This is a genomic window from Enterobacter sp. A103 (assembly GCF_034427535.1).
In the GTDB taxonomy this organism is placed as follows: domain Bacteria; phylum Pseudomonadota; class Gammaproteobacteria; order Enterobacterales; family Enterobacteriaceae; genus Enterobacter; species Enterobacter asburiae_B.
The window spans coordinates 38,167-59,219 of sequence record NZ_JAXQPQ010000004.1; the positions used below are offsets into that span (position 1 = coordinate 38,167).

The window sequence follows — 21,053 nt, forward strand, 5'->3', positions numbered from 1 at the left end:
ATGAAAAAGATTGATGCGATTATTAAACCTTTCAAACTGGATGATGTGCGTGAAGCGCTGGCGGAAGTCGGCATCACCGGGATGACCGTGACGGAAGTGAAAGGTTTTGGTCGTCAGAAGGGCCACACCGAGCTTTACCGTGGCGCAGAGTACATGGTCGACTTTCTGCCGAAAGTAAAAATTGAAATCGTGGTCAGCGACGATATCGTCGATACCTGCGTGGATACCATTATCCGCACCGCGCAGACGGGCAAAATCGGCGACGGTAAAATCTTCGTCTTTGACGTGGCGCGCGTGATCCGTATCCGTACCGGCGAAGAAGACGACGCCGCGATTTAACATTGCCAACGGTTTTGTAGGCCGGGTAAGGCGCAGCCGCCACCCGGCGAAAAAAATCCCCTCGAACGAGGGGCTTTTTCATTACAGCACCTTATGCGGCCCGAAACATTCGTAATGAATGTTGTCTTTGTTCACACCCAGCTCCACCAGCTGCTGGGCGGCATACTGCATAAACGCTACCGGCCCGCAGACGTAGAACTGCATGTCCGGCGCGCTAAATGCCCCTTCCATCTGGCTTAAATTCATCAGACCTTCGCTGTCAAACCGAGCGGCCGCGCGGTCTTTATCCGTCGGCAGGCGATACCAGGTGTGCGCGGTGAAGCGCGGCAGGGACGCCCCGAGCGTTTTCACTTCATCCGCAAAGGCGTGCACGTCGCCGTTTTCCGCAGCGTGGAACCAGTTGACCTGCGCGCCGTGGTTGGCTTTCGCCAGCGTATCTAGCATCGCCAGCATTGGCGTTTGGCCGACGCCCGCAGAGATCAGCGTAACCGGGGTATTCGCTTCTACGGCCATGAAGAAATCGCCCGCCGGCGCGGCCAGATGGACCACGTCGCCCACGTTAGCTTCGTTGTGTAGCCAGTTGGATACCTGACCGCCGTCCTCACGCTTCACCGCAATGCGGTAGCCTTTGCCGTTTGGCTTGCGGGTAAGAGAATACTGGCGGATCTCCTGATGCGGGAAACCTTCAGGCTTCAGCCACACGCCCAGATACTGGCCCGGCTGGTAATCGGCAACCGGCTGTCCGTCCACCGGCTCAAATTCAAAGCTGGTAATCAGCGCGCTGCGCGGCGTTTTCTCAACGATGCGGAAGGCGCGCGTGCCTTCCCAGCCGCCGTTCTTGCTGGCGTTTTCGCTGTAGATCTGCGCTTCGCGGTTGATAAACACGTTTGCCAGCACGCCGTAGGCTTTCCCCCACGCGTCCAGCACCTCCTGGCCCGGGCTGAACATCTCGTCCAGCGTTGCCAGCAGGTGGCCACCCACAATGTTGTACTGCTCGGGTTGGATCTGGAAGCTGGTGTGCTTCTGCGCGATTTTTTCCACCGCGGGCAGCAGTGCCGCCAGGTTTTCAATATTGCTGGCGTAGGCCGCGATTGCGTTGAAAAGCGCTTCGCGCTGATCGCCGTTACGCTGGTTGCTCATGTTGAAAATTTCTTTGAGCTCCGGGTTGTGCGTGAACATGCGATCGTAGAAATGGGCGGTGAGTTTAGGGCCGGTTTCCACCAGCAGGGGGATGGTGGCTTTAACGGTAGCGATGGTTTGAGCGTCGAGCATGAGCGCATCCTTCTGATGTGACTTTAATGATGTATTTTAAATGCATCTTATAAAAAATACCCCTGCGTTGTAAATGGTTCTTTGCAAGATGAAAAATATGCATCACAAACCTGAAAAGAAATCCGCTGGAAAAGGCGAGAGCTTTATTCCTCAAACCCTTGCGTGGCGCGTAGGAAAACGTTTGCGTAAAATCGTTTGTCAAGACCTGTTATCACAGAACTAATCAGTTATACTGTTGCCCGTCGTCCAACAGGACTGCCTTTTCAGGCCAAAATTTACTTGTTAGCTGAGTCAGGAGATGCGGATGTTAAAGCGTGAAATGAACATTGCCGATTATGATGCCGAACTGTGGCAGGCTATGGAGCAGGAAAAAGTACGTCAGGAAGAGCACATCGAACTGATCGCCTCCGAAAACTACACCAGCCCGCGCGTCATGCAGGCGCAGGGTTCTCAGCTGACTAACAAATATGCTGAAGGTTACCCGGGCAAACGCTACTACGGCGGTTGCGAGTACGTGGATATCGTTGAGCAGCTGGCTATCGACCGTGCGAAAGAACTCTTTGGCGCTGACTACGCGAACGTGCAGCCACACTCTGGCTCTCAGGCTAACTTCGCGGTCTATACCGCGCTGCTGCAGCCGGGCGATACCGTTCTGGGTATGAACCTGGCGCAGGGCGGCCACCTGACTCACGGCTCCCCGGTTAACTTCTCCGGCAAACTGTACAACATCATCCCTTACGGTATTGATGAGTCCGGTAAAATTGACTACGAAGACATGGCGAAGCAGGCTAAAGAGCACAAACCGAAGATGATCATCGGTGGCTTCTCTGCTTACTCCGGTATCGTTGACTGGGCAAAAATGCGTGAAATCGCAGACAGCATTGGTGCTTACCTGTTCGTCGACATGGCGCACGTTGCGGGTCTGATTGCCGCTGGCGTTTACCCGAACCCGGTTCCACACGCTCACGTTGTGACCACCACCACCCACAAAACCCTGGCGGGTCCACGCGGTGGCCTGATCCTGGCGAAAGGCGGTGACGAAGAGCTGTACAAAAAACTGAACTCCGCTGTATTCCCAAGCGCGCAGGGCGGCCCGCTGATGCACGTTATCGCGGCTAAAGCCGTTGCGCTGAAAGAAGCGATGGAGCCAGAATTCAAGGTTTATCAGCAGCAGGTTGCTAAGAACGCCAAAGCGATGGTGGAAGTGTTCCTGAACCGTGGCTACAAAGTGGTCTCCGGCGGTACTGAAAACCACCTGTTCCTGCTGGATCTGGTTGATAAGAACCTGACCGGTAAAGAAGCTGACGCAGCCCTGGGCCGCGCCAACATCACCGTGAACAAAAACAGCGTGCCAAACGATCCGAAGAGCCCGTTCGTGACCTCCGGTATCCGTATCGGTTCTCCGGCCGTGACTCGCCGCGGCTTCAAAGAAGCGGAAGTGAAAGAGCTGGCTGGCTGGATGTGTGACGTTCTGGACAACATCAATGACGAAGCGGTTATCGAGCGCGTCAAAGGTAAAGTTCTGGATATCTGCGCACGCTTCCCGGTATACGCGTAATTCCTCTGCCTTGCAGAAATAAAAAAGGCCGCGCTTGCGGCCTTTTTTTTTGGCTTAACGCCGGTCGAGGGAAATAGCCCCCGGACCAACAATGGCCAGTAAAATAAAGGCGCCAGCAATACTGATGTTCTTATAGAAATTAATCATATTCGGTACGACCGCATCACCGGTCATATCCCAGTAATGGTGACCGATAATCGCCGTGCCCAGCGTATAGAATACAAACAGTACCGCGAGCGGGCGGGTGAAAAAGCCCAGCACGATCAGAATGGCAGCAGGGACTTCCATCACCACCGCAATAATGGCCGCCAGCATGGGCATCGGCGTACCCAGCGAGGTCATATATTGTACGGTGCCGCTAAACCCCGTCAGTTTTGGATAACCAAAGATGATAAACAGCACGACAAGTGCGATGCGGCCAATCAGCAGCAGCAGGTGACGTGAATGACCGAAATCGAAATAACGTAGTGAGTTCATGGCAGAAAAACCTCTGCAAGTGGAGTAATTTAAACGTAATACATATTTTCATTCCCTGCCATAAGCCAGACGACTGCACAAGATGTTAATTTTTCGTTAATTTATAGCAGGCTATCTACTTGCTTAATTTTTATATTCTCGCCAGACTATGGCCTCGATTTCGGGAGGGATTCATGGTCTTGCATTCCACGCGCTGGCTGGCGCTCAGTTATTTCACCTATTTCTTTAGCTACGGTATTTTTCTGCCCTTCTGGAGCGTCTGGCTCAAGGGTATCGGCCTGACTCCTGAGACTATCGGTGTCCTGCTGGGGGCCGGGCTGGTGGCGCGTTTCCTCGGCAGCCTGCTGATTGCCCCGCGCGTCAGCGATCCCTCCTTACTAATCAAGGCCGTGCGCATTCTTGCTCTGCTGACGCTGGTCTTTGTTGCCTGCTTCTGGGTCAGCCACCAGTTTGCCTGGCTGATGGTGGTGATGGTCGGCTTTAACCTGTTCTTCTCACCGCTGGTACCGCTGACGGATGCCCTGGCGAACACCTGGCAAAAGCAGATCACCATGGATTACGGCCGCGTGCGCCTGTGGGGCTCAATTGCCTTTGTGATTGGTTCCGCGCTGGTGGGCAAACTGGTCAGCCTTTACGATTACCGCGCCATTCTCGCCCTGCTGAGTATCGGTATTGCCTCTATGCTGCTGGGTATGCTGCTGCGTCCGTCGGTGATGCCGCAAGGGGAAAGCCGCCATCAGGAGAGCGCAGGCTGGCCCGCCTGGCGGAGCCTGGTGGCACAAAGCTGGCGTTTTCTGGCGTGTGTCTGTCTGCTTCAGGGGGCGCATGCGGCGTACTATGGCTTCAGCGCCATCTACTGGCAGGGGGCGGGATATTCTGCTTCCGCAGTGGGCTATCTGTGGTCGCTGGGGGTAGTGGCCGAAGTCATTATCTTTGCCCTGAGCAAGAAGCTGTTCCGTCGCTTTGGCGCGCGAGACCTTCTGCTGCTTTCCGCCGTGTGCGGCGTGGCGCGCTGGGGCATTATGGGCTGGACGACCGATCTGCCGTGGCTGATAGTGGCGCAAATTCTTCACTGCGGCACCTTTACCGTGTGCCATCTGGCGGCGATGCGCTATATCGCTGCGCGCGAGGGCGGAGACGTTATTCGCCTGCAGGCCGTGTACTCGGCGGTCGCGATGGGGGGCAGTATCGCAATCATGACGGTCTTTGCGGGGTTCCTCTACCAGCATCTGGGGCATGGGGTTTTCTGGGTGATGGCGCTGGTCGCCTTACCCGCCATCGTTGTTCGCCCTAAAGTGGCCGCTCGCGCCTCGCTATGATTCCAGCATGGCGCGAATATGTTCTTGCTGCTGCGCGTTCAATGTTTCAACGGCATGTATCAGCGGCGGCGAGAACAGCGGCAGGACGGTAGGGTAGGGGGTGATAACCAGCGCAGCCTCGCGCGGTGCCCCCTCTTTCTGGAAAGCCTGCAGCGTCAGATAGCGAATATTAAGCGGCAGCAGCGTCAGCTCGCGAAGCTGCTGTTCAATCAGATCCTCGCTGGCTTTATCGTCTCCCGTCAGCAGGATCACCTGTTTTTCGTGCAGATCGGTCTCCTGCATCAGCCAGGCGCCGAAAATCACCGCGACAAGACTCATCTCTTCATCAGAAAAACGCAGCCCAAACTCCGCTTCCAGCTCAAACAGCGCTTCCTTTGTGGTGCGTAACAGCCGGGGATAGAGACGGTGGATCTCCTCCGGCAGGCTATTGTCGATGCCAATTTCAAACAGCGAGCGGTCCAGCGCCTGAGCCAGATGGATATACAGCTGATCGGTCAGCCCTTGCTCATCGCTGAAGTTCATCCCGGTCTGCGAGCGAAAACGGGCGACCATGCGCACGATGGCCCGGCGCAAGCGCTGATCCTGCTGGTGTTTATCGAGCACCGGATCGGGCGTGCGCAGCATCATAAACAGCAGCGCCAGAAACAGCTGTTCATCCCCGTGCGCTCCCTGCGGCACGCGACGTCTCCAGTGACGCACGATCTCCTGGGCCGTAAAATACTCCCCTCTCGACTGGGTCCAGCTGCGCTGAACGTGAGAAAACTGCGGCGTATTCCCGAGCTGGTGCTGAATAAGACAGTATTGCAGATAGAGCTGTAAAAACTGGACGTCGCGGCATTCAAACTGGCGCTGCAGCTTGCGGGAGCAGAAGCCGATCAGCGCCCGCAGGTTCGCATCGTCGTACAGCGGTCGCGCAATGCCGTGTTGTTTAAGCGCGGTTTTTAATGCGGGGGTAAACTGGTGTGAGACAAACTGCGGGCAAAGCCGCAGCGCCCGGCGCAGCCAGTGCAGCAGGCATAAACGCTGATTCAGGGCTGTGCCTTCAATCCGGTAGCTGCCGTCGTGGTGCGTGACGATGTCCAGCCGGTGATAGCGCTGGATTTCATCGCGCGTCTCGGCTATATCTTGCCGTGCCATCGCGTCGTCCACCCCGTTGGCAGCAATTATGCTCTGTGCGGTGACGGCAGCATCGGGCAGGTAAAGCATCAAAAGCACCTGGCAGCGGCGCTGCGAACTGGAAAGCACAGATGGAATTTCAAGCGTCGTCATCATCTGTCGGGTATCCAGTGTGAATGTTTGATAAGAATAGCTAAAGGATGAGCGCTGAAAAGCGCGCCGGCAGGCCTTTCACTCAGGATTGCTGGGGGACATCACAGAATTTTTGACGTGAGGAATTGATGCAAACAGTTAAACAAAGTGCGATGGCGTTATTTTTGGCGGTTATCAGCTTCACCGCCAGCGCACACCCTCACAGTTTTATTGACCTCCAGACCGAGCTGGTTACCGACGGCACGCAGCTGAGCGGCCTGAAGATGCGCTGGACGATGGATGAAATCACCTCGGCCGATCTGCTCTATGATGCGGGAAACGCGAAGCCCGGCGATGAAATCTGGAAAAAGCTGGCGGCGGAAGTGATGGCCAACGTGCTCGGCCAGCACTACTTCACGGAATTCTGGCACAACGGGCAAAAGGTTAAATTTCTGAACCGGCCAACGGAATACGGGATGACGCGTGACGGGCATCAGGCGGTGCTGACGTTTGTGCTCCCGCTGGCGCATCCGCAGCCGCTGGCCGGGCAAACTTACACGTTTTCCACTTTTGATCCTACCTACTATGTCGATATGCGCTATGACAAAGACGGCGACGTACGATTGCCGGACGCTCTGCAAAAAAACTGCAAAATTGGCGTTCACACCCCGAAACCCAGCGAGGAGACGCTGAACTTTGCGGTCTCGCTTGATAAGGAAGATGCACCGCCTGAGGACATGGAGTTGGGTAAACAGTTCGCGCAGGAGGTAACGTTACAATGTCAGTGATCTCCTCTCCGGTTCGGAAACCGCGTCGCTGGCTGCACCTCTGGCCGCTGGCGCTTTTTCTCCTGCTGGCCGTTTGCGGTTCACTCTGGCTATGGCAGGCCTGGCCGCAGGTCATGATGAAAAGCATCGTCTGGCAGCGTGAGGTCAACCAGCAGATGAGCGGTCTGCTGAAGGCGGTGGCCGAGAACCCGACCAAAGCGGGTGGTTCCCTGCTGGCGTTCAGCTTTATCTATGGCGTACTGCACGCGCTGGGGCCGGGGCACGGCAAAATCGTGATAACGACCTGGCTCGCCACCCATCCGTCGAAGCTGAAATCGAGTATCGGGCTGACGCTGGCCTCCTCGCTGCTTCAGGGCAGCGTGGCGATTGCGCTCGTCGTGGTTGTGCTTTCGCTGTTGCAGCTTCCCGCGCGCCAGCTGCACATGAGCAGTTTCTGGCTGGAGAAGGGGAGCTACGCGCTGGTTGGCGTGCTGGGGCTGATCCTCTGCTGGCGGGCGCTGAAAAAGCTGCGCGTGCTGCTGCAAAAACCGAAATTCAAAACCTTCACGCCGCACCACGTTCATGATGAAAGCTGCGGCTGCGGGCATCAGCATTTGCCTACGCAGGAACAGTTGCAGAACGGCGACGACTGGCGCGCGCGGCTGATGATTGTTCTTTCGATGGGCATGCGCCCGTGTTCGGGGGCAATCATGGTGCTGCTGTTCAGCAAGGTGATAGGCGTGTTTGGCTGGGGAATGCTCTCCGCGCTGGCGATGGCGGCAGGGACGTCTCTCACCATTTCGTCTTTAGCGCTGCTGGTTCACAGCTTCCGTCAGCTGGCGGTCAAACTGAGCGGCAATAAAACGCCGGTGCTGTGGCGACAGGTAGGGTGGACAACGCTTGCGCTGGCGGGCGGGGTGATTCTGCTGGTGGCAGCGGTGACGATGTGGATGAGCGCGGTGCCGGTGGGAAGGGGATTGCGGCCTTTCTAGCGTACTGAGGGATTTTGTAGGCCCGGTAAGCGTGGCGCCACCGGGCTTAACTAACTGGATTAACGCTTCAGCGCATCGCTCAGTTCATCACGCATGTTTGCCAGCATGGCTTTAACAACGCGTGGGTTACCCGCAACGACGTTGCCGGTAGACATATAGTTATGGCCGCCGGTGAAATCACACACGATGGCGCCTGCTTCACGTGCAATCAGCTCGCCCGCAGCAAAGTCCCACGGCTTCAGTGACAGCTCGAAGTAACCGTCAACGCGGCCTGTTGCTACATAGGCCAGATCCAGCGCGGCAGAACCGGTGCGGCGGAAGTCCGCGCATTCGGTAAACAGTTTGCCCAGAATATTCATATAGGTGGTCGCGTGCTGTTTCGCCTTGAACGGAAAACCGGTCGCCAGGATGGTGCCGTCCAGATCGCGTGCGTTGCTGCAGCGCAGACGGTAGCCGTTCAGCTGTGCGCCCTGACCGCGGGTAGCGGTGAACAGTTCGTTACGCATTGGATCGTAAACAACGGCGACTTCAGTACGGCCTTTAATGCGTACTGCGATAGACACAGAGAAGTGTGGCAGGCGTTTAACAAAGTTGGTGGTGCCATCCAGTGGATCGATAACCCATTGAACATCCTGATCGGTACCTTCATGTTCACCGCTTTCTTCGGTGATGATGGTGTGCTGCGGGTAAGATTTGCGGATCGTTTCGATAATAATCGCTTCTGCGGCTTTATCGACGTTAGTCACGAAATCATTGCTGCCTTTCTGGCTGGTTTCTACGGAGTCTGGCGTTTCGTAGTGTTTGGCAATTACATTACCCGCCTTGCGCGCTGCGCGCACGGCGATGGTCAGCATCGGATGCATCGGTCTCTCTCACTGGATGTTAAAGAACAGGAAAATCGGCGCAGAGTATAGCAGTGGGATCGGATTATGTCTCCCGTTTATGATAATATGCCGGAATATTCTTCAGACGCTGAATTCAGACATTAAAAATTATGCTGCAAAACATTCGAATCGTGCTGGTCGAAACATCGCACACCGGCAACATGGGCTCCGTTGCCCGCGCTATGAAAACCATGGGCTTAACGAACCTGTGGCTGGTTAATCCGCTGGTGAAACCTGACTCGCAGGCTATCGCCCTGGCGGCCGGTGCCAGCGACGTGATCGGCAACGCCCAGATCGTCGATACCCTTGACGAAGCGCTGGCCGGCTGCAGCCTTGTTGTTGGCACCAGCGCGCGTTCACGCACGCTGCCGTGGCCGATGCTGGACCCGCGCGAATGCGGCCTGAAAAGCGTCTCAGAAGCGGAGCAGGCACCGGTTGCGCTGGTGTTTGGCCGCGAGCGCGTTGGCCTGACCAACGACGAGCTGCAGAAGTGCCACTATCACGTCGCCATCGCGGCGAACCCGGAATATAGCTCGCTGAACCTGGCGATGGCGGTGCAGGTTATCGCCTATGAGGTGCGTATGGCGTGGCTGGCGACGCAGGAGAAACCGGTCGAACAGAAAGAAGAGACGGCCTACCCGCTGGTGGACGATCTTGAGCGCTTCTATGGTCACCTGGAGCAGACGCTGCTCTCAACCGGCTTTATTCGTGAAGGCCACCCGGGCCAGGTGATGAACAAGCTGCGCCGCATGTTTACCCGCGCGCGCCCGGAAAGCCAGGAGCTGAACATCCTGCGCGGGATTCTGGCGTCGATTGAGCAGAAGAATAAAGAGTAGTGTCGATTTCCCCCTCTCCCCGCGGGAGAGGGCTGGGGTGAGGGCATCAGGCCGCACCTGGGTTATGAAGGCACAGAAGGTTAAATACCTGACTAAAACAGTCAAGTAAATAGTTGACCATTTTAGTCAGGAATGTCAGACTTGGCCCTGCTATGCAATACCCCCATTTTACAATAAAAAACCCCGGGCAGGGGCGAGTTTGAGGTTAAGTAAGACATGAGACTGACATCTAAAGGGCGTTATGCCGTGACCGCGATGCTGGACGTTGCGCTCAACTCCGAAGCGGGCCCGGTTCCGTTGGCTGATATTTCTGAACGACAAGGGATCTCCCTCTCTTACCTGGAACAGCTGTTCTCGAGACTGCGTAAAAATGGACTGGTTTCCAGCGTTCGTGGCCCAGGCGGCGGTTATCTGCTGGGTAAAGACGCGGGCAGTATTGCAGTTGGTGAAGTGATTAGCGCAGTTGACGAATCCGTTGACGCGACCCGTTGCCAGGGTAAAGGCGGCTGCCAGGGCGGCGATAAATGCCTGACCCACGCGCTGTGGCGCGATCTGAGCGACCGTCTTACCGGCTTCCTGAACAACATCACCCTGGGTGAACTGGTCAACAACCAGGAAGTTCTGGATGTCTCTGGTCGTCAGCACGGTCAGGATTCCCAACGCAGCACCCGCGCGCAGGACGCTATCGACGTCAAACTGCGCGCCTAATAAAACGATAAAGATTTCAGAATCAGGCCGGGGCGGTCACGCCCCGCGTACTCGGTCGTACATCCAGCCGGTTGCCTGATTCCTTGCATTGAAGCGATGTACGGAGTTTAAAGAGCAATGAAATTACCGATTTATCTCGATTACTCCGCAACCACGCCGGTGGACCCGCGTGTTGCCGAGAAAATGATGCAGTGTCTGACCCTGGACGGAAACTTTGGTAACCCAGCTTCCCGTTCACACCGTTTTGGCTGGCATGCTGAAGAGGCGGTTGATATCGCCCGTAATCAGATTGCCGACCTGGTGGGTGCCGACCCGCGTGAGATTGTTTTCACCTCCGGTGCGACCGAATCCGACAACCTGGCGATCAAAGGTGCTGCCAACTTTTATCAGAAAAAAGGCAAGCACATCATCACCAGCAAAACCGAACACAAAGCCGTGCTGGATACCTGCCGTCAGCTGGAGCGTGAAGGGTACGAAGTAACCTATCTCGCCCCACAGAGCAACGGGATCATCGACCTGAAAGAGCTCGAAGCGGCCATGCGTGATGACACCATTCTGGTTTCCATCATGCACGTTAACAACGAAATCGGCGTCGTTCAGGACATCGCTACCATCGGCGAAATGTGCCGCGCGCGCGGTATCATCTATCACGTTGACGCGACCCAGAGCGTGGGCAAACTGCCTATCGATCTGAGCCAGCTGAAAGTGGACCTGATGTCCTTCTCCGGCCACAAAATCTATGGCCCGAAAGGGATCGGCGCGCTGTACGTTCGTCGTAAACCGCGTATCCGCATCGAAGCACAGATGCACGGCGGTGGTCACGAGCGCGGCATGCGTTCCGGCACGCTGCCTGTTCACCAGATCGTGGGCATGGGCGAAGCGTACCGCATTGCGAAAGAAGAGATGGAAACCGAGATGGCGCGCCTGCGCACGCTGCGTAACCGTCTGTGGGACGGCGTGAAAGATATGGAAGAAGTGTATCTGAACGGCGATCTCGAGCAGGGTGCACCGAACATCCTCAACGTCAGCTTCAACTATGTTGAAGGTGAATCGCTGATCATGGCGCTGAAAGATCTGGCCGTTTCTTCCGGTTCTGCCTGTACGTCTGCAAGCCTGGAGCCATCCTACGTGCTGCGCGCGCTGGGCATGACCGACGAGCTGGCGCACAGCTCTATCCGTTTCTCTTTAGGTCGTTTCACTACCGAAGAAGAGATTGACTACACCATCAAGCTGGTTCGCAATTCCATCGGCCGTCTGCGCGACCTTTCTCCACTGTGGGAAATGTTCAAGCAGGGCGTGGATCTGAACAGCATTGAATGGTCACATCACTAATCGGTACATAAGGAGAATTCAATCATGGCATACAGCGAAAAAGTCATCGATCATTACGAGAACCCGCGCAACGTTGGCTCTTTTGACAACAGCGACGAATCTGTCGGCAGCGGTATGGTTGGCGCACCGGCGTGTGGCGACGTGATGAAGTTGCAGATTAAAGTCAACAATGAAGGTATCATTGAAGACGCGCGCTTCAAGACCTACGGCTGCGGTTCTGCTATCGCGTCCAGCTCCCTGGTCACCGAATGGGTGAAGGGCAAGTCTCTGGACGAAGCACAGGCAATCAAGAACACGGATATTGCTGAAGAACTCGAACTGCCACCGGTGAAAATTCACTGTTCAATTCTGGCAGAAGACGCGATCAAAGCCGCCATTGCGGATTACAAAAGCAAACGTGAAGCAAAATAATTGAGGTTTGAGTATGTCGATTACCCTTAGCGACAGCGCTGCCGCGCGAGTAAGCTCTTTTCTGGCGAACCGTGGTAAAGGCTTTGGCCTGCGACTGGGCGTACGTACCTCCGGCTGTTCTGGTATGGCTTACGTACTGGAGTTTGTTGACGAGCCGGCGTCTGACGACACCGTGTTTGAAGACAAGGGCGTGAAGGTGGTGGTCGATGGCAAAAGCCTGCAATTCCTCAACGGCACTCAGCTGGACTTCGTCAAAGAAGGCCTGAACGAAGGGTTCAAATTCACGAACCCGAACGTCAAAGACGAGTGTGGTTGCGGCGAAAGCTTCCACGTTTAACCGCGTTCCGCTGTTATACCGATTAATTCGCGTTGCAGAAAGGCGGCAAGCGAGTGAATCCCCAAGAGCTTACTTAAGTAAGTGACTGGGGTGAACGAGCGCAGACAACGCATCTGCAGCGCGAAGTAAGAAGGTATAACCCCACCGTGGCTCTGCTGCGCGTGGGGTTTCTTCTAACAGGCTACCCCTGAGAATGTTATGGATTACTTCACTCTCTTCGGACTACCCGCTCAATACCCGATTGATCTCCAGGCGCTGACGATCCGTTTTCAGGATCTTCAGCGTCAGTATCACCCGGATAAATTCGCCAGTGGTACTCAGTCTGAGCAATTGGCTGCGGTTTCCCAATCTGCGACCATCAACCAGGCCTGGCAGACGCTGCGCCATCCGCTGGCGCGTGCAGAATATCTGCTCTCGCTCCACGGTTTCGATCTGGCGAGCGAACAGCATACCGTGCGCGACACCGCGTTTCTGATGGAACAGCTGGAACTTCGCGAAGAACTGGATGAGATTGAACAGGCCAAAGACGAAGCGCGTCTGGAAAGCTTCATCACGCGCGTGAAGGGCATGTTCGATACCCGCCATCAGCAGATGGTGGAGCAACTAAACAACGAGACCTGGGACGCGGCGGCAGACACTGTGCGCAAACTCCGTTTTCTCGATAAACTGCGAAGCAGTGCTGAACAACTCGAAGAAAAGCTGCTCGATTTTTAATTTCGGAAGCAATTATGGCCTTATTACAAATTAGTGAGCCTGGCTTAAGTGCCGCACCGCACCAGCGTCGTCTGGCGGTGGGTATCGATCTGGGCACCACCAATTCCCTCGTGGCGACCGTGCGCAGCGGCCAGGCGGAAACGCTGGCTGACGAGCAGGGCCGCCATCTGCTGCCTTCCGTGGTCCACTACCAGCAGCAGGGTCACGCGGTCGGCTATGACGCCCGCGCCAACGCCGCGCGCGATCCGGCCAACACCATCAGCTCCGTAAAGCGCATGATGGGCCGCTCGCTGGCCGATATTCAGACCCGCTATCCGCATCTGCCGTATCAGCTGCAGGCCAGTGAAAACGGCCTGCCGATGATTGCGACCGCGGCCGGTCTGCTGAACCCGATTCGCGTTTCCTCCGACATCCTTAAAGCGCTGGCCGCTCGCGCTACGGCGACGCTCGGCGGCGATCTGGACGGCGTAGTCATCACCGTTCCGGCCTATTTTGACGATGCACAGCGTCAGGGCACCAAAGACGCCGCGCGTCTGGCAGGCCTGCACGTGCTGCGTCTGCTGAACGAACCGACGGCGGCGGCGATTGCCTACGGCCTCGACTCCGGTCAGGAAGGGGTGATTGCGGTTTACGATCTCGGCGGCGGTACCTTTGATATCTCGATCCTGCGCTTAAGCCGCGGGGTATTTGAAGTGCTGGCGACCGGCGGGGATTCCGCGCTGGGCGGCGATGACTTCGACCATCTGCTGGCGGATTACATTCGCGAGCAGGCGGGCATCAGCGATCGCAGCGATGCGCGCGTGCAGCGTGAACTGCTGGATGCGGCTATCGACGCCAAAATCGCCCTGAGCGATGCGCAGACTGTTAGCGTAAACGTTGCGGGCTGGCAGGGTGAGATCGCCCGCGACCAGTTCAGCGATCTGATTGCCCCGCTGGTGAAACGCACCCTGCTGGCCTGCCGCCGCGCATTGAAAGATGCGGGCGTTGAGGCGAACGAGGTGCTGGAAGTGGTCATGGTGGGCGGTTCGACCCGCGTGCCGCTGGTGCGCGAGCGCGTGGGCGAATTCTTTGGCCGCACGCCGCTGACCTCCATCGACCCGGACAAAGTGGTTGCCGTGGGCGCCGCAATCCAGGCCGATATCCTGGTCGGCAACAAGCCGGACAGCGAAATGCTGCTGCTGGACGTCATCCCGCTGTCGCTGGGATTAGAAACCATGGGCGGCCTGGTGGAGAAAGTGATCCCGCGTAACACCACTATTCCGGTGGCGCGCGCGCAGGAGTTCACGACCTTCAAAGACGGTCAGACCGCGATGTCCATCCACGTAATGCAGGGCGAGCGCGAGCTGGTGCAGGACTGCCGCTCTCTGGCGCGCTTTGCGCTGCGCGGCATCCCGGCGCTGCCTGCGGGCGGGGCGCATATTCGCGTCACCTTCCAGGTGGATGCGGACGGTCTGCTGAGCGTCACGGCGATGGAAAAATCGACCGGCGTGGAATCGTCCATTCAGGTGAAGCCGTCCTACGGCCTGACCGATGGCGAAATCGCCTCCATGATTCAGGACTCAATGAGCTACGCCGAGCAGGATGTGAAGGCGCGTATGCTGGCTGAACAAAAAGTTGAAGCCGCCCGCGTGCTGGAGAGCCTGAACGGCGCGCTCGCTACCGATGCCGCGCTGTTAAGCGCCGCTGAGCGCCAGGTGATTGACGACGCTGCCGCGCATTTAAGCGCAGTAGCAGAAGGCAATGACGCTGACGCAATAGAAGAAGCCATTAAAAACGTTGATAAACAAACCCAGGACTTTGCTGCTCGCCGCATGGACAAATCTGTCCGCGTCGCGCTGAAAGGCCAGTCCGTGGACGAGGTTTAATATGCCAAAGATTGTTATTTTGCCTCATGCGGACCTCTGTCCGGATGGCGCTGTTCTGGAAGCGAAGACCGGTGAAACCATTCTCGATGTTGCCCTGCGTGCAGGTATCGAAGTGGAACACGCCTGTGAAAAATCCTGTGCCTGCACCACCTGCCACTGCATCGTGCGTGAAGGTTTCGACTCTCTCGCCGAGAGCACCGAAGACGAAGACGACATGCTGGATAAAGCATGGGGTCTGGAGCCAGACAGCCGCCTGAGCTGCCAGGCCGCGGTGACCGATGAAGATCTGGTCGTGGAGTTCCCACGCTACACCATCAACCACGCACGCGAGCATTGATATGGGACTGAAGTGGACAGACAGCCGTGAAATCGGCGAAGCGCTCTACGACGCGAACCCGGATCTCGATCCGAAGACCGTACGATTCACCGACATGCACCAGTGGATCTGCGATTTAGAGGATTTCGACGACGATCCAAACGCATCCAATGAAAAAATTCTGGAGGCGATTCTGTTAGTCTGGTTAGATGAAGCAGAATAATTTCCACGTCATGCTTCACGTTGCCGATGCGTTGGCTGCGCTTGTTCACCCCGGTCACAGAGTTATCTCTGCTCCCGGGGATTCACTCGCTTGCCGCCTTCCTGCAACGCGAATCATTTAGTGGAAAGAGACTCTATGGGCTGCCTTCAGGCGGCCCGTTTGCTAATAAGGATAAATAAAATGACCGAAGCGATGAAGATTACGCTCTCGAATCAGCCTGCTGACGCACGCTGGGGCGAGAAAGCCACCTACAGCATCAACAACGACGGCGTTACCCTGCACCTGACGGGCAACGATGATTTGGGCCTGATCCAGCGCGCCGCCCGCAAAATTGACGTCCTGGGCATTAAGCATGTCTCCCTGGAAGGCGAAGGCTGGGACACCGACCGCAGCTGGGCATTCTGGGCAGGCTACAAAGGGCCGAAAGGCACCCGCAAAATCGAGTGGGCTAACCTCGACGAAGCCGGTCAGAAAGAGCTGGAAAGCCGCCTGCAAATCATCGACTGGGTGCGCGACACCATCAACGCCCCGGCGGAAGAGCTTGGTCCGGAGCAGCTGGCGCAGCGCGCGGTTGACCTGCTGTGCGGCGTGGCGGGCGAGAAAATGTCCTACCGCATCACCAAAGGTGAAGACCTGCGCGAGCAGAATTACATGGGCATCCACACCGTGGGCCGTGGTTCTGAGCGTCCTCCGGTCCTGCTGGTGCTGGATTACAACCCAACCGGCGATAAAGCGGCGCCGGTCTTTGCCTGCCTGGTGGGTAAAGGCATCACCTTCGATACCGGCGGCTACAGCCTGAAGCAGAGCGCGTTCATGGACTCCATGAAGTCCGACATGGGCGGCGCGGCAACCATCACCGGCGCGCTGGCGTTCGCCATTACCCGCGGTCTGAACAAGCGCGTGAAGCTGTATCTGTGCTGCGCGGACAACATGGTGAGCGGTAACGCCTTCAAGCTGGGCGACATCATTCGCTATCGCAACGGCAAAAACGTCGAAGTGATGAACACCGACGCCGAAGGCCGTCTGGTGCTGGCCGATGGCCTGATCGACGCGTCTGCCCAGAAGCCAGAGCTGATTATCGACATGGCGACCCTGACCGGCGCGGCAAAAACCGCCCTGGGCAACGACTACCACGCGCTGTTCAGCTTTGACGACAAGCTGGCCGCTCGCCTGCTGGCAAGCGCCGCTGCGGAAAACGAGCCGTTCTGGCGTCTGCCGCTGGCCGAGTTCCACCGCAGCCAGCTGCCGTCCAACTTTGCCGAGCTGAACAACACCGCGAGCGCGGCGTACCCGGCGGGTGCAAGCACGGCGGCAGGCTTCCTGTCCCACTTCGTTGAGAACTACCACGAAGGCTGGCTGCACATCGACTGCTCCGCAACCTACCGTAAAGCGGCGGTTGAGCAGTGGTCCGCTGGCGCGACCGGTCTGGGCGTGCGTACCGTGGCGAACCTGCTGACGGCTGAGTAATCTTTATTGCCCTCACCCTAACCCTCTCCCAAGGGGAGAGGGGATGGTTTGCTCCCTCTCCCTTGAGGGAGAGGGCTGGGGTGAGGGGAAATGCATCATCTGGAATTGTTATGTCCGAAACCAAAAACGAATTAGAAACCCTGCTGGAGCAGGCGGCGACCGAGCCCGCCCACCGTCCGGCATTTTTCCGCACGCTGCTGGAATCCACCGTCTGGGTGCCGGGCACCGCGGCGGAAGGTGAGCAGGTTGTCGAAGACAGCGCGCTGGATCTGCTGCACTGGGAGAAAGACGACGGCACGTCGGTGATCCCGTTCTTTACCTCGCTGGAAGCCCTGCAGGAAGCGGTAGAAGACGAACAGGCGTTCGTAGTGATGCCGGTGCGTACCCTGTTCGAAATGACGCTTGGCCAGACGCTGTTCCTTAACGCGAAGCTGCCGACCGGGAAAGAGTTTACCCCGCGTGAAATCAGCCATCTGATAGGTGAAGAGGGCAACCCGCTCAGCACCCAGGAAGTGCTGGAAGGGGGCGAAACGCTGCTGCTGTCTGAAGTGGCCGAGCCGCCCGCGCAGATGATTGATTCCCTGACGACGCTGTTCAAAACCCTGAAACCGGTTAGACGCGCGTTTCTCTGCTCCATTAAAGAGCGCGCGGACGAGCATCCGGTTCTGCTGATTGGTATTGAGGCGGACGGCGATATCGACGATATCATTCAGGCCGCGGGAAGCGTGGCGACCGACACGCTGCCGGGCGACGAGCCGATTGATATCTGCCAGGTGAAGAACGGTGAGAAGGGCATCAGCCACTTTATTACCGAGCACATCACGCCGTTCTACGAGCGTCGCTGGGGCGGCTTCCTGCGCGATCTCAAAACCAACCGCATCATCTGATTACGGCGGGGTGAATATCACCCCGTTGCTTCCAGCAGCAGTAAATCCATCAGCAGCACCAGATTCGACTCAAACGACGTCACCCCCGCGGCTTCGGCGGCGAAGTGTACCGCTTCGTCATAGAGGGCAAAATGCACGTCCGCCATCCCCGCCAGCGTGTTGGCCGAGGCGCGGGTAAACGCGACGATCGTCATGCCGACGTTTTTGGCAATCCGCGCTTTATCCAGCACCTGCTCCGTTTCGCCGCTGCGCGAGACGGCAATAAACACCTGATAGCGGGCGGCGTTGCTGAGGAAAATATTCCGGCTGTCCCCCGGCCCGGAGATAAACGCCGTTTTGCCCAGCACCTGCAGCTTCTTGGTCAGGTACTCAGCAAACAGATAGGAAAACCCGGCCCCGTAGAGAAAGAAGCTCTCTTTCTGGCGCAGCAGGTCGGCAAACTGCTGGCGCTTTTCCTGCGTGACCCACTGGAAGGTGTGCTGATAGTTGGCGATAAACTGATTAAACAGCGCCGGGAGTTCAGGAAGCGACGGCCCCTGGGCGGCAATATGCGGCGTGTCGGAGAGCAGCTGCTTGCAGTGCCAGATAAACTCGCTAAAGCCGCTGAACCCCAGCTTCTGACACAGCCGCATGATGGTGGCTGTAGAAACAAACGTCGCCTGCGCCAGCTCGCGTACCGTGATGTTGCCCACCAGCAGCGGGTGCTCCGTGAGGTGGGCGAGGACGCGATACTCCGCGCGGGTCAGCGATGTCCCGCGCGTTAACAGCGTGGCCAGGCGGTTATCCATTATTTCGCGGGTTCAACCGGCAGATCGTCCCGCGCACCCCATTCGCTCCAGGCGCCGTCGTAGAGCGTGACGTCGTTCGCGCCGAGCGTGGCGAGCGCCAGGATCGCCACGCAGGCCGTGACGCCGGAGCCGCAGCTGGCAATAATCGGACGATGTAAATCAACGCCAGCACGGTCAAAAATGGCGCGCAGCTCGTCGGTGGTTTTCAGCTCGCCCTCAAACACCAGATCGCCCCACGGCACGTTCAGCGCGCCCGGAATATGTCCGCGCTTCAGCCCTGGACGCGGTTCATCCGCTTCGGCATTGAAGCGCGGAGCAGGACGGGCATCGACGATTTGCGCCGTTTTTTCATGACTCACGACCAGCACGTCGGTCAGGCGTTTCACCACGTGCGCGTCGAACGTGGCGTCGAACTCGCCTTCCGGCAGCGTCACGTCACCCTGCTGGAGCGGCAGCTCGTCGCGCTTCCAGCCCGCCAGCCCGCCCGCCAGAATAGAGACTTTTTCCACGCCGAAGTTCTTCAGCATCCACCACGCGCGCGGTGCGGAGAAGAGGTTACCTTCATCATAAACAACGAGGTGTTTGTCTTTGCTGACGCCCAGCTCGCGCATCGCCACGGAAAACGCTTCCGGGCGCGGCAGCATGTGCGGCAGGGGAGAGTTGCGATCGGAGAGGGCTTCGATATCAAAAAATACCGCGCCAGGAAGATGTCCGGCACGGTATTCCGCGACCATATCGCGAAGGTGTTCCTGCCCGGCCGGGGCCATACGCGCGTCAATAATCTGAACTTCCGGATCGTCACCGTGCTCAATCAGCCAGTCGGCGGCGACAAAATATGAGGTGGACATGGGTTGCCTCCATTCTTTTCCGTAAAAAAGGATTGTCGGTGTTTTTTCTGACACCGACAAGCAAACCACGTTCAACTCGCGAGCAAGCCCCTATTTTTTCACCGTTTCGCCGTCCTGCCAGGCTTTTTGCAGCGCAGGCCAGTAGTCGCGGTTGGCCTCGATCATCTCATCCAGAATCGCTTTTGCATGCTCCATGGTTGGCACGGTGCGGTTGAGGGTGAACGCCTGCAGGGCTTTCTCATAGCTGCCCTCGATGGTCGCCTCCACCAGCAGCTGTTCAGAGGCGAGCTGCTGTTGCAAAAGGGTCTGATGGAACAGCGGCACCTGACCGACGCGAATCGGTTCCGGGCCTTCGGAGGTGATATAAGCGGGCACTTCCACCACGGCATCGTAAGGCAGGTTGGTAATCGCCCCGCGGTTTTCCACCATCACCAGATGGCGGCTCCGCAGGTTAAAGGCCAGCGAGCAGGCAACATCGACGATAAACTCGCCGTGAACGCCCACGTGGAAGGCATCCGGCAGGATCCCGGTGCGCTTGTATTCTTCAGCTGCGGCGAACAGCTTTTTCTCGCGCCCGTCCATCACTTCATTGGCGCGGGTATAGTCCGGGTTCTGATGCTCGACGATCTGGTTCGGCATCAGGTAGTACTGCAGATACGGGTTCGGCAGATACTCCGGGAAGTTGTCCATGATCGGCTTAATGTTGCGCCAGGTTTTGACCCATGATGGATCGGAATGCTGCGGGTCGGTTTTAGCCGCATCTTCCGTCAGCAGGCCAAACTTCGCGATATGTTTACGCAGCTCGGGAAGCTTGTCCTCACCGTCCACCAGCACGCGGGTAAACCAGCCGAAGTGGTTCAGGCCGAAGTAGTCCACCTCCAGCCTGCAGCGATCGACACCCAGAATCGCCCCCATATTGCGCATCGCGGCGACAGGCATATCGCAGATGTTCAGCACCCGCGCATTTGGCCGCAGCCGCCGCACGCCCTCCGCGACGATCGCCGCCGGGTTGGAGTAGTTCACGATCCAGGCCTTCTCGTGCGCGTAGCGATCCACCAGATCGATAAGTTCCACCATCGGCAGGATCGTGCGCAGCCCGTATGCCAGGCCACCGGGCCCGCACGTTTCCTGACCGACCACGCCGTGGCGCAGCGGGATCTTCTCATCCTGCTCGCGCATCTTGTACTGGCCGACGCGCATCTGGGCGAAGACGAAATGCGCGCCGCTGAACGCCACTTCCGGATCACTGGTGACGGTAAATTTGATGCTCTGACTGTGGTCGCGAATGACCTTCTCGACGACGGGCGCAATGGTGTTCTGGCGCGCCTCGTCGATGTCATAAAGGCGGATTTCGGCCAGCGGGAAATCCTGCAGGCGCACCATCAGGCTTTTCACAATGCCCGGCGTGTAGGTGCTACCGCCGCCGGCAATCGACAAAATAAATGGGGGTGTAAACATCTTTAGC

General features: G+C 57.5%; 23 protein-coding genes. 16 read left to right on the forward strand and 7 right to left on the reverse strand.

The window, feature by feature from the left end; translation table 11 throughout:
- Positions 1-339, forward strand: coding sequence for a nitrogen regulatory protein P-II (glnB, locus tag SPH27_RS12835; RefSeq protein WP_003860685.1), 339 nt, complete (start codon positions 1-3; stop codon positions 337-339).
- 81 nt (positions 340-420) lie between these two features.
- Here glnB and hmpA read toward each other — a convergent pair whose 3' ends face one another.
- Positions 421-1,611 (reverse strand): NO-inducible flavohemoprotein, encoded by a 1,191-nt coding sequence (gene hmpA / locus SPH27_RS12840; RefSeq protein ID WP_048978838.1) that lies wholly within the window; start codon positions 1,609-1,611, stop codon positions 421-423.
- A 304-nt stretch (positions 1,612-1,915) separates the two neighbouring features.
- Here hmpA and glyA point away from each other — a divergent pair, with 304 nt between their 5' ends.
- Entirely contained in the window at positions 1,916-3,169 is a 1,254-nt protein-coding gene (gene glyA, locus SPH27_RS12845) for a serine hydroxymethyltransferase (protein ID WP_008502165.1), read from the forward strand.
- Between the two features lie 54 nt (positions 3,170-3,223).
- Here the strand turns inward: glyA and SPH27_RS12850 are convergent, their stop codons facing one another.
- Entirely contained in the window at positions 3,224-3,646 is a 423-nt protein-coding gene (locus tag SPH27_RS12850) for a DoxX family protein (protein ID WP_182071378.1), read from the reverse strand.
- Positions 3,647-3,819: 173 nt separating this feature from the next.
- Here SPH27_RS12850 and SPH27_RS12855 point away from each other — a divergent pair, with 173 nt between their 5' ends.
- Positions 3,820-4,965: a 3-phenylpropionate MFS transporter gene (locus SPH27_RS12855; RefSeq protein WP_008502163.1), complete on the forward strand. Its 1,146-nt coding sequence runs from the start codon at positions 3,820-3,822 to the stop codon at positions 4,963-4,965.
- Here the strand turns inward: SPH27_RS12855 and csiE are convergent.
- Positions 4,960-6,237, reverse strand: a complete 1,278-nt coding sequence (csiE, locus tag SPH27_RS12860; RefSeq protein ID WP_047173875.1) for a stationary phase inducible protein CsiE — start codon at positions 6,235-6,237, stop codon at positions 4,960-4,962. The genes SPH27_RS12855 and csiE overlap by 6 nt on opposite strands.
- 125 nt (positions 6,238-6,362) lie before the next feature.
- Here csiE and SPH27_RS12865 point away from each other — a divergent pair, with 125 nt between their 5' ends.
- Both SPH27_RS12865 and SPH27_RS12870 read left to right on the forward strand, forming a co-directional pair.
- Positions 6,363-7,001: a DUF1007 family protein gene (locus tag SPH27_RS12865; RefSeq protein WP_033146226.1), complete on the forward strand. Its 639-nt coding sequence runs from the start codon at positions 6,363-6,365 to the stop codon at positions 6,999-7,001.
- On the forward strand, positions 6,992-7,972 hold the full coding sequence (locus tag SPH27_RS12870) for a nickel/cobalt transporter (RefSeq protein ID WP_182071377.1): 981 nt from the start codon (positions 6,992-6,994) through the stop codon (positions 7,970-7,972). Before SPH27_RS12865 ends, SPH27_RS12870 begins: the two co-directional genes overlap by 10 nt.
- A 59-nt stretch (positions 7,973-8,031) precedes the next feature.
- On the opposite strand, the gene suhB is transcribed toward SPH27_RS12870, so the two are convergent.
- Positions 8,032-8,835 carry an inositol-1-monophosphatase gene (suhB, locus tag SPH27_RS12875; protein ID WP_023308828.1) on the reverse strand — a complete coding sequence of 268 codons (804 nt, stop codon included), beginning with the start codon at positions 8,833-8,835 and terminating at the stop codon, positions 8,032-8,034.
- A 131-nt stretch (positions 8,836-8,966) separates the two neighbouring features.
- Here suhB and trmJ point away from each other — a divergent pair, with 131 nt between their 5' ends.
- From trmJ to sseB, 11 genes are all read left to right on the forward strand, one after another.
- On the forward strand, positions 8,967-9,692 hold the full coding sequence (gene trmJ / locus SPH27_RS12880; RefSeq protein ID WP_029741152.1) for a tRNA (cytosine(32)/uridine(32)-2'-O)-methyltransferase TrmJ: 726 nt from the start codon (positions 8,967-8,969) through the stop codon (positions 9,690-9,692).
- 216 nt (positions 9,693-9,908) lie between these two features.
- Positions 9,909-10,400 (forward strand): Fe-S cluster assembly transcriptional regulator IscR, encoded by a 492-nt coding sequence (iscR, locus tag SPH27_RS12885; protein WP_023308826.1) that lies wholly within the window; start codon positions 9,909-9,911, stop codon positions 10,398-10,400.
- A 117-nt stretch (positions 10,401-10,517) separates the two neighbouring features.
- Complete coding sequence (iscS, locus tag SPH27_RS12890) at positions 10,518-11,732, forward strand: cysteine desulfurase (protein ID WP_008502157.1); 1,215 nt, start codon at positions 10,518-10,520, stop codon at positions 11,730-11,732.
- 24 nt (positions 11,733-11,756) lie between these two features.
- Positions 11,757-12,143 (forward strand): Fe-S cluster assembly scaffold IscU, encoded by a 387-nt coding sequence (gene iscU / locus SPH27_RS12895; protein ID WP_003860661.1) that lies wholly within the window; start codon positions 11,757-11,759, stop codon positions 12,141-12,143.
- Positions 12,144-12,156: 13 nt separating this feature from the next.
- The gene (gene iscA, locus SPH27_RS12900; RefSeq protein WP_003860659.1) at positions 12,157-12,480 is read left to right on the forward strand and encodes an iron-sulfur cluster assembly protein IscA; all 324 of its coding nucleotides are present in this window, start codon (positions 12,157-12,159) and stop codon (positions 12,478-12,480) included.
- A gap of 198 nt (positions 12,481-12,678) precedes the next feature.
- Complete coding sequence (gene hscB / locus SPH27_RS12905; RefSeq protein WP_182071376.1) at positions 12,679-13,194, forward strand: co-chaperone HscB; 516 nt, start codon at positions 12,679-12,681, stop codon at positions 13,192-13,194.
- Positions 13,195-13,208: 14 nt separating this feature from the next.
- On the forward strand, positions 13,209-15,059 hold the full coding sequence (gene hscA, locus SPH27_RS12910; RefSeq protein ID WP_182071375.1) for a Fe-S protein assembly chaperone HscA: 1,851 nt from the start codon (positions 13,209-13,211) through the stop codon (positions 15,057-15,059).
- A 1-nt stretch (position 15,060) separates the two neighbouring features.
- A complete protein-coding gene (gene fdx / locus SPH27_RS12915) occupies positions 15,061-15,396 on the forward strand; it encodes an ISC system 2Fe-2S type ferredoxin (protein ID WP_003860652.1) in 336 nt (111 codons plus the stop codon).
- A gap of 1 nt (position 15,397) precedes the next feature.
- Positions 15,398-15,598: a Fe-S cluster assembly protein IscX gene (iscX, locus tag SPH27_RS12920; RefSeq protein ID WP_003860650.1), complete on the forward strand. Its 201-nt coding sequence runs from the start codon at positions 15,398-15,400 to the stop codon at positions 15,596-15,598.
- A gap of 180 nt (positions 15,599-15,778) precedes the next feature.
- Positions 15,779-17,065, forward strand: a complete 1,287-nt coding sequence (pepB, locus tag SPH27_RS12925; RefSeq protein ID WP_182071374.1) for an aminopeptidase PepB — start codon at positions 15,779-15,781, stop codon at positions 17,063-17,065.
- Positions 17,066-17,175: 110 nt separating this feature from the next.
- On the forward strand, positions 17,176-17,952 hold the full coding sequence (gene sseB / locus SPH27_RS12930) for an enhanced serine sensitivity protein SseB (protein ID WP_023333036.1): 777 nt from the start codon (positions 17,176-17,178) through the stop codon (positions 17,950-17,952).
- A 17-nt stretch (positions 17,953-17,969) separates the two neighbouring features.
- Here sseB and SPH27_RS12935 read toward each other — a convergent pair whose 3' ends face one another.
- The 3 genes from SPH27_RS12935 to SPH27_RS12945 all read right to left on the reverse strand — a co-directional run bounded on the left by SPH27_RS12935 (position 17,970) and on the right by SPH27_RS12945 (position 21,046).
- Positions 17,970-18,740, reverse strand: a complete 771-nt coding sequence (locus SPH27_RS12935) for a MurR/RpiR family transcriptional regulator (protein WP_048978844.1) — start codon at positions 18,738-18,740, stop codon at positions 17,970-17,972.
- Positions 18,740-19,588, reverse strand: coding sequence for a 3-mercaptopyruvate sulfurtransferase (sseA, locus tag SPH27_RS12940; RefSeq protein WP_039263741.1), 849 nt, complete (start codon positions 19,586-19,588; stop codon positions 18,740-18,742). Before sseA ends, SPH27_RS12935 begins: the two co-directional genes overlap by 1 nt.
- 90 nt (positions 19,589-19,678) lie before the next feature.
- Positions 19,679-21,046, reverse strand: coding sequence for a 6-phospho-alpha-glucosidase (locus SPH27_RS12945; RefSeq protein ID WP_207167720.1), 1,368 nt, complete (start codon positions 21,044-21,046; stop codon positions 19,679-19,681).
- Between the last annotated feature and the right edge of the window lie 7 nt (positions 21,047-21,053).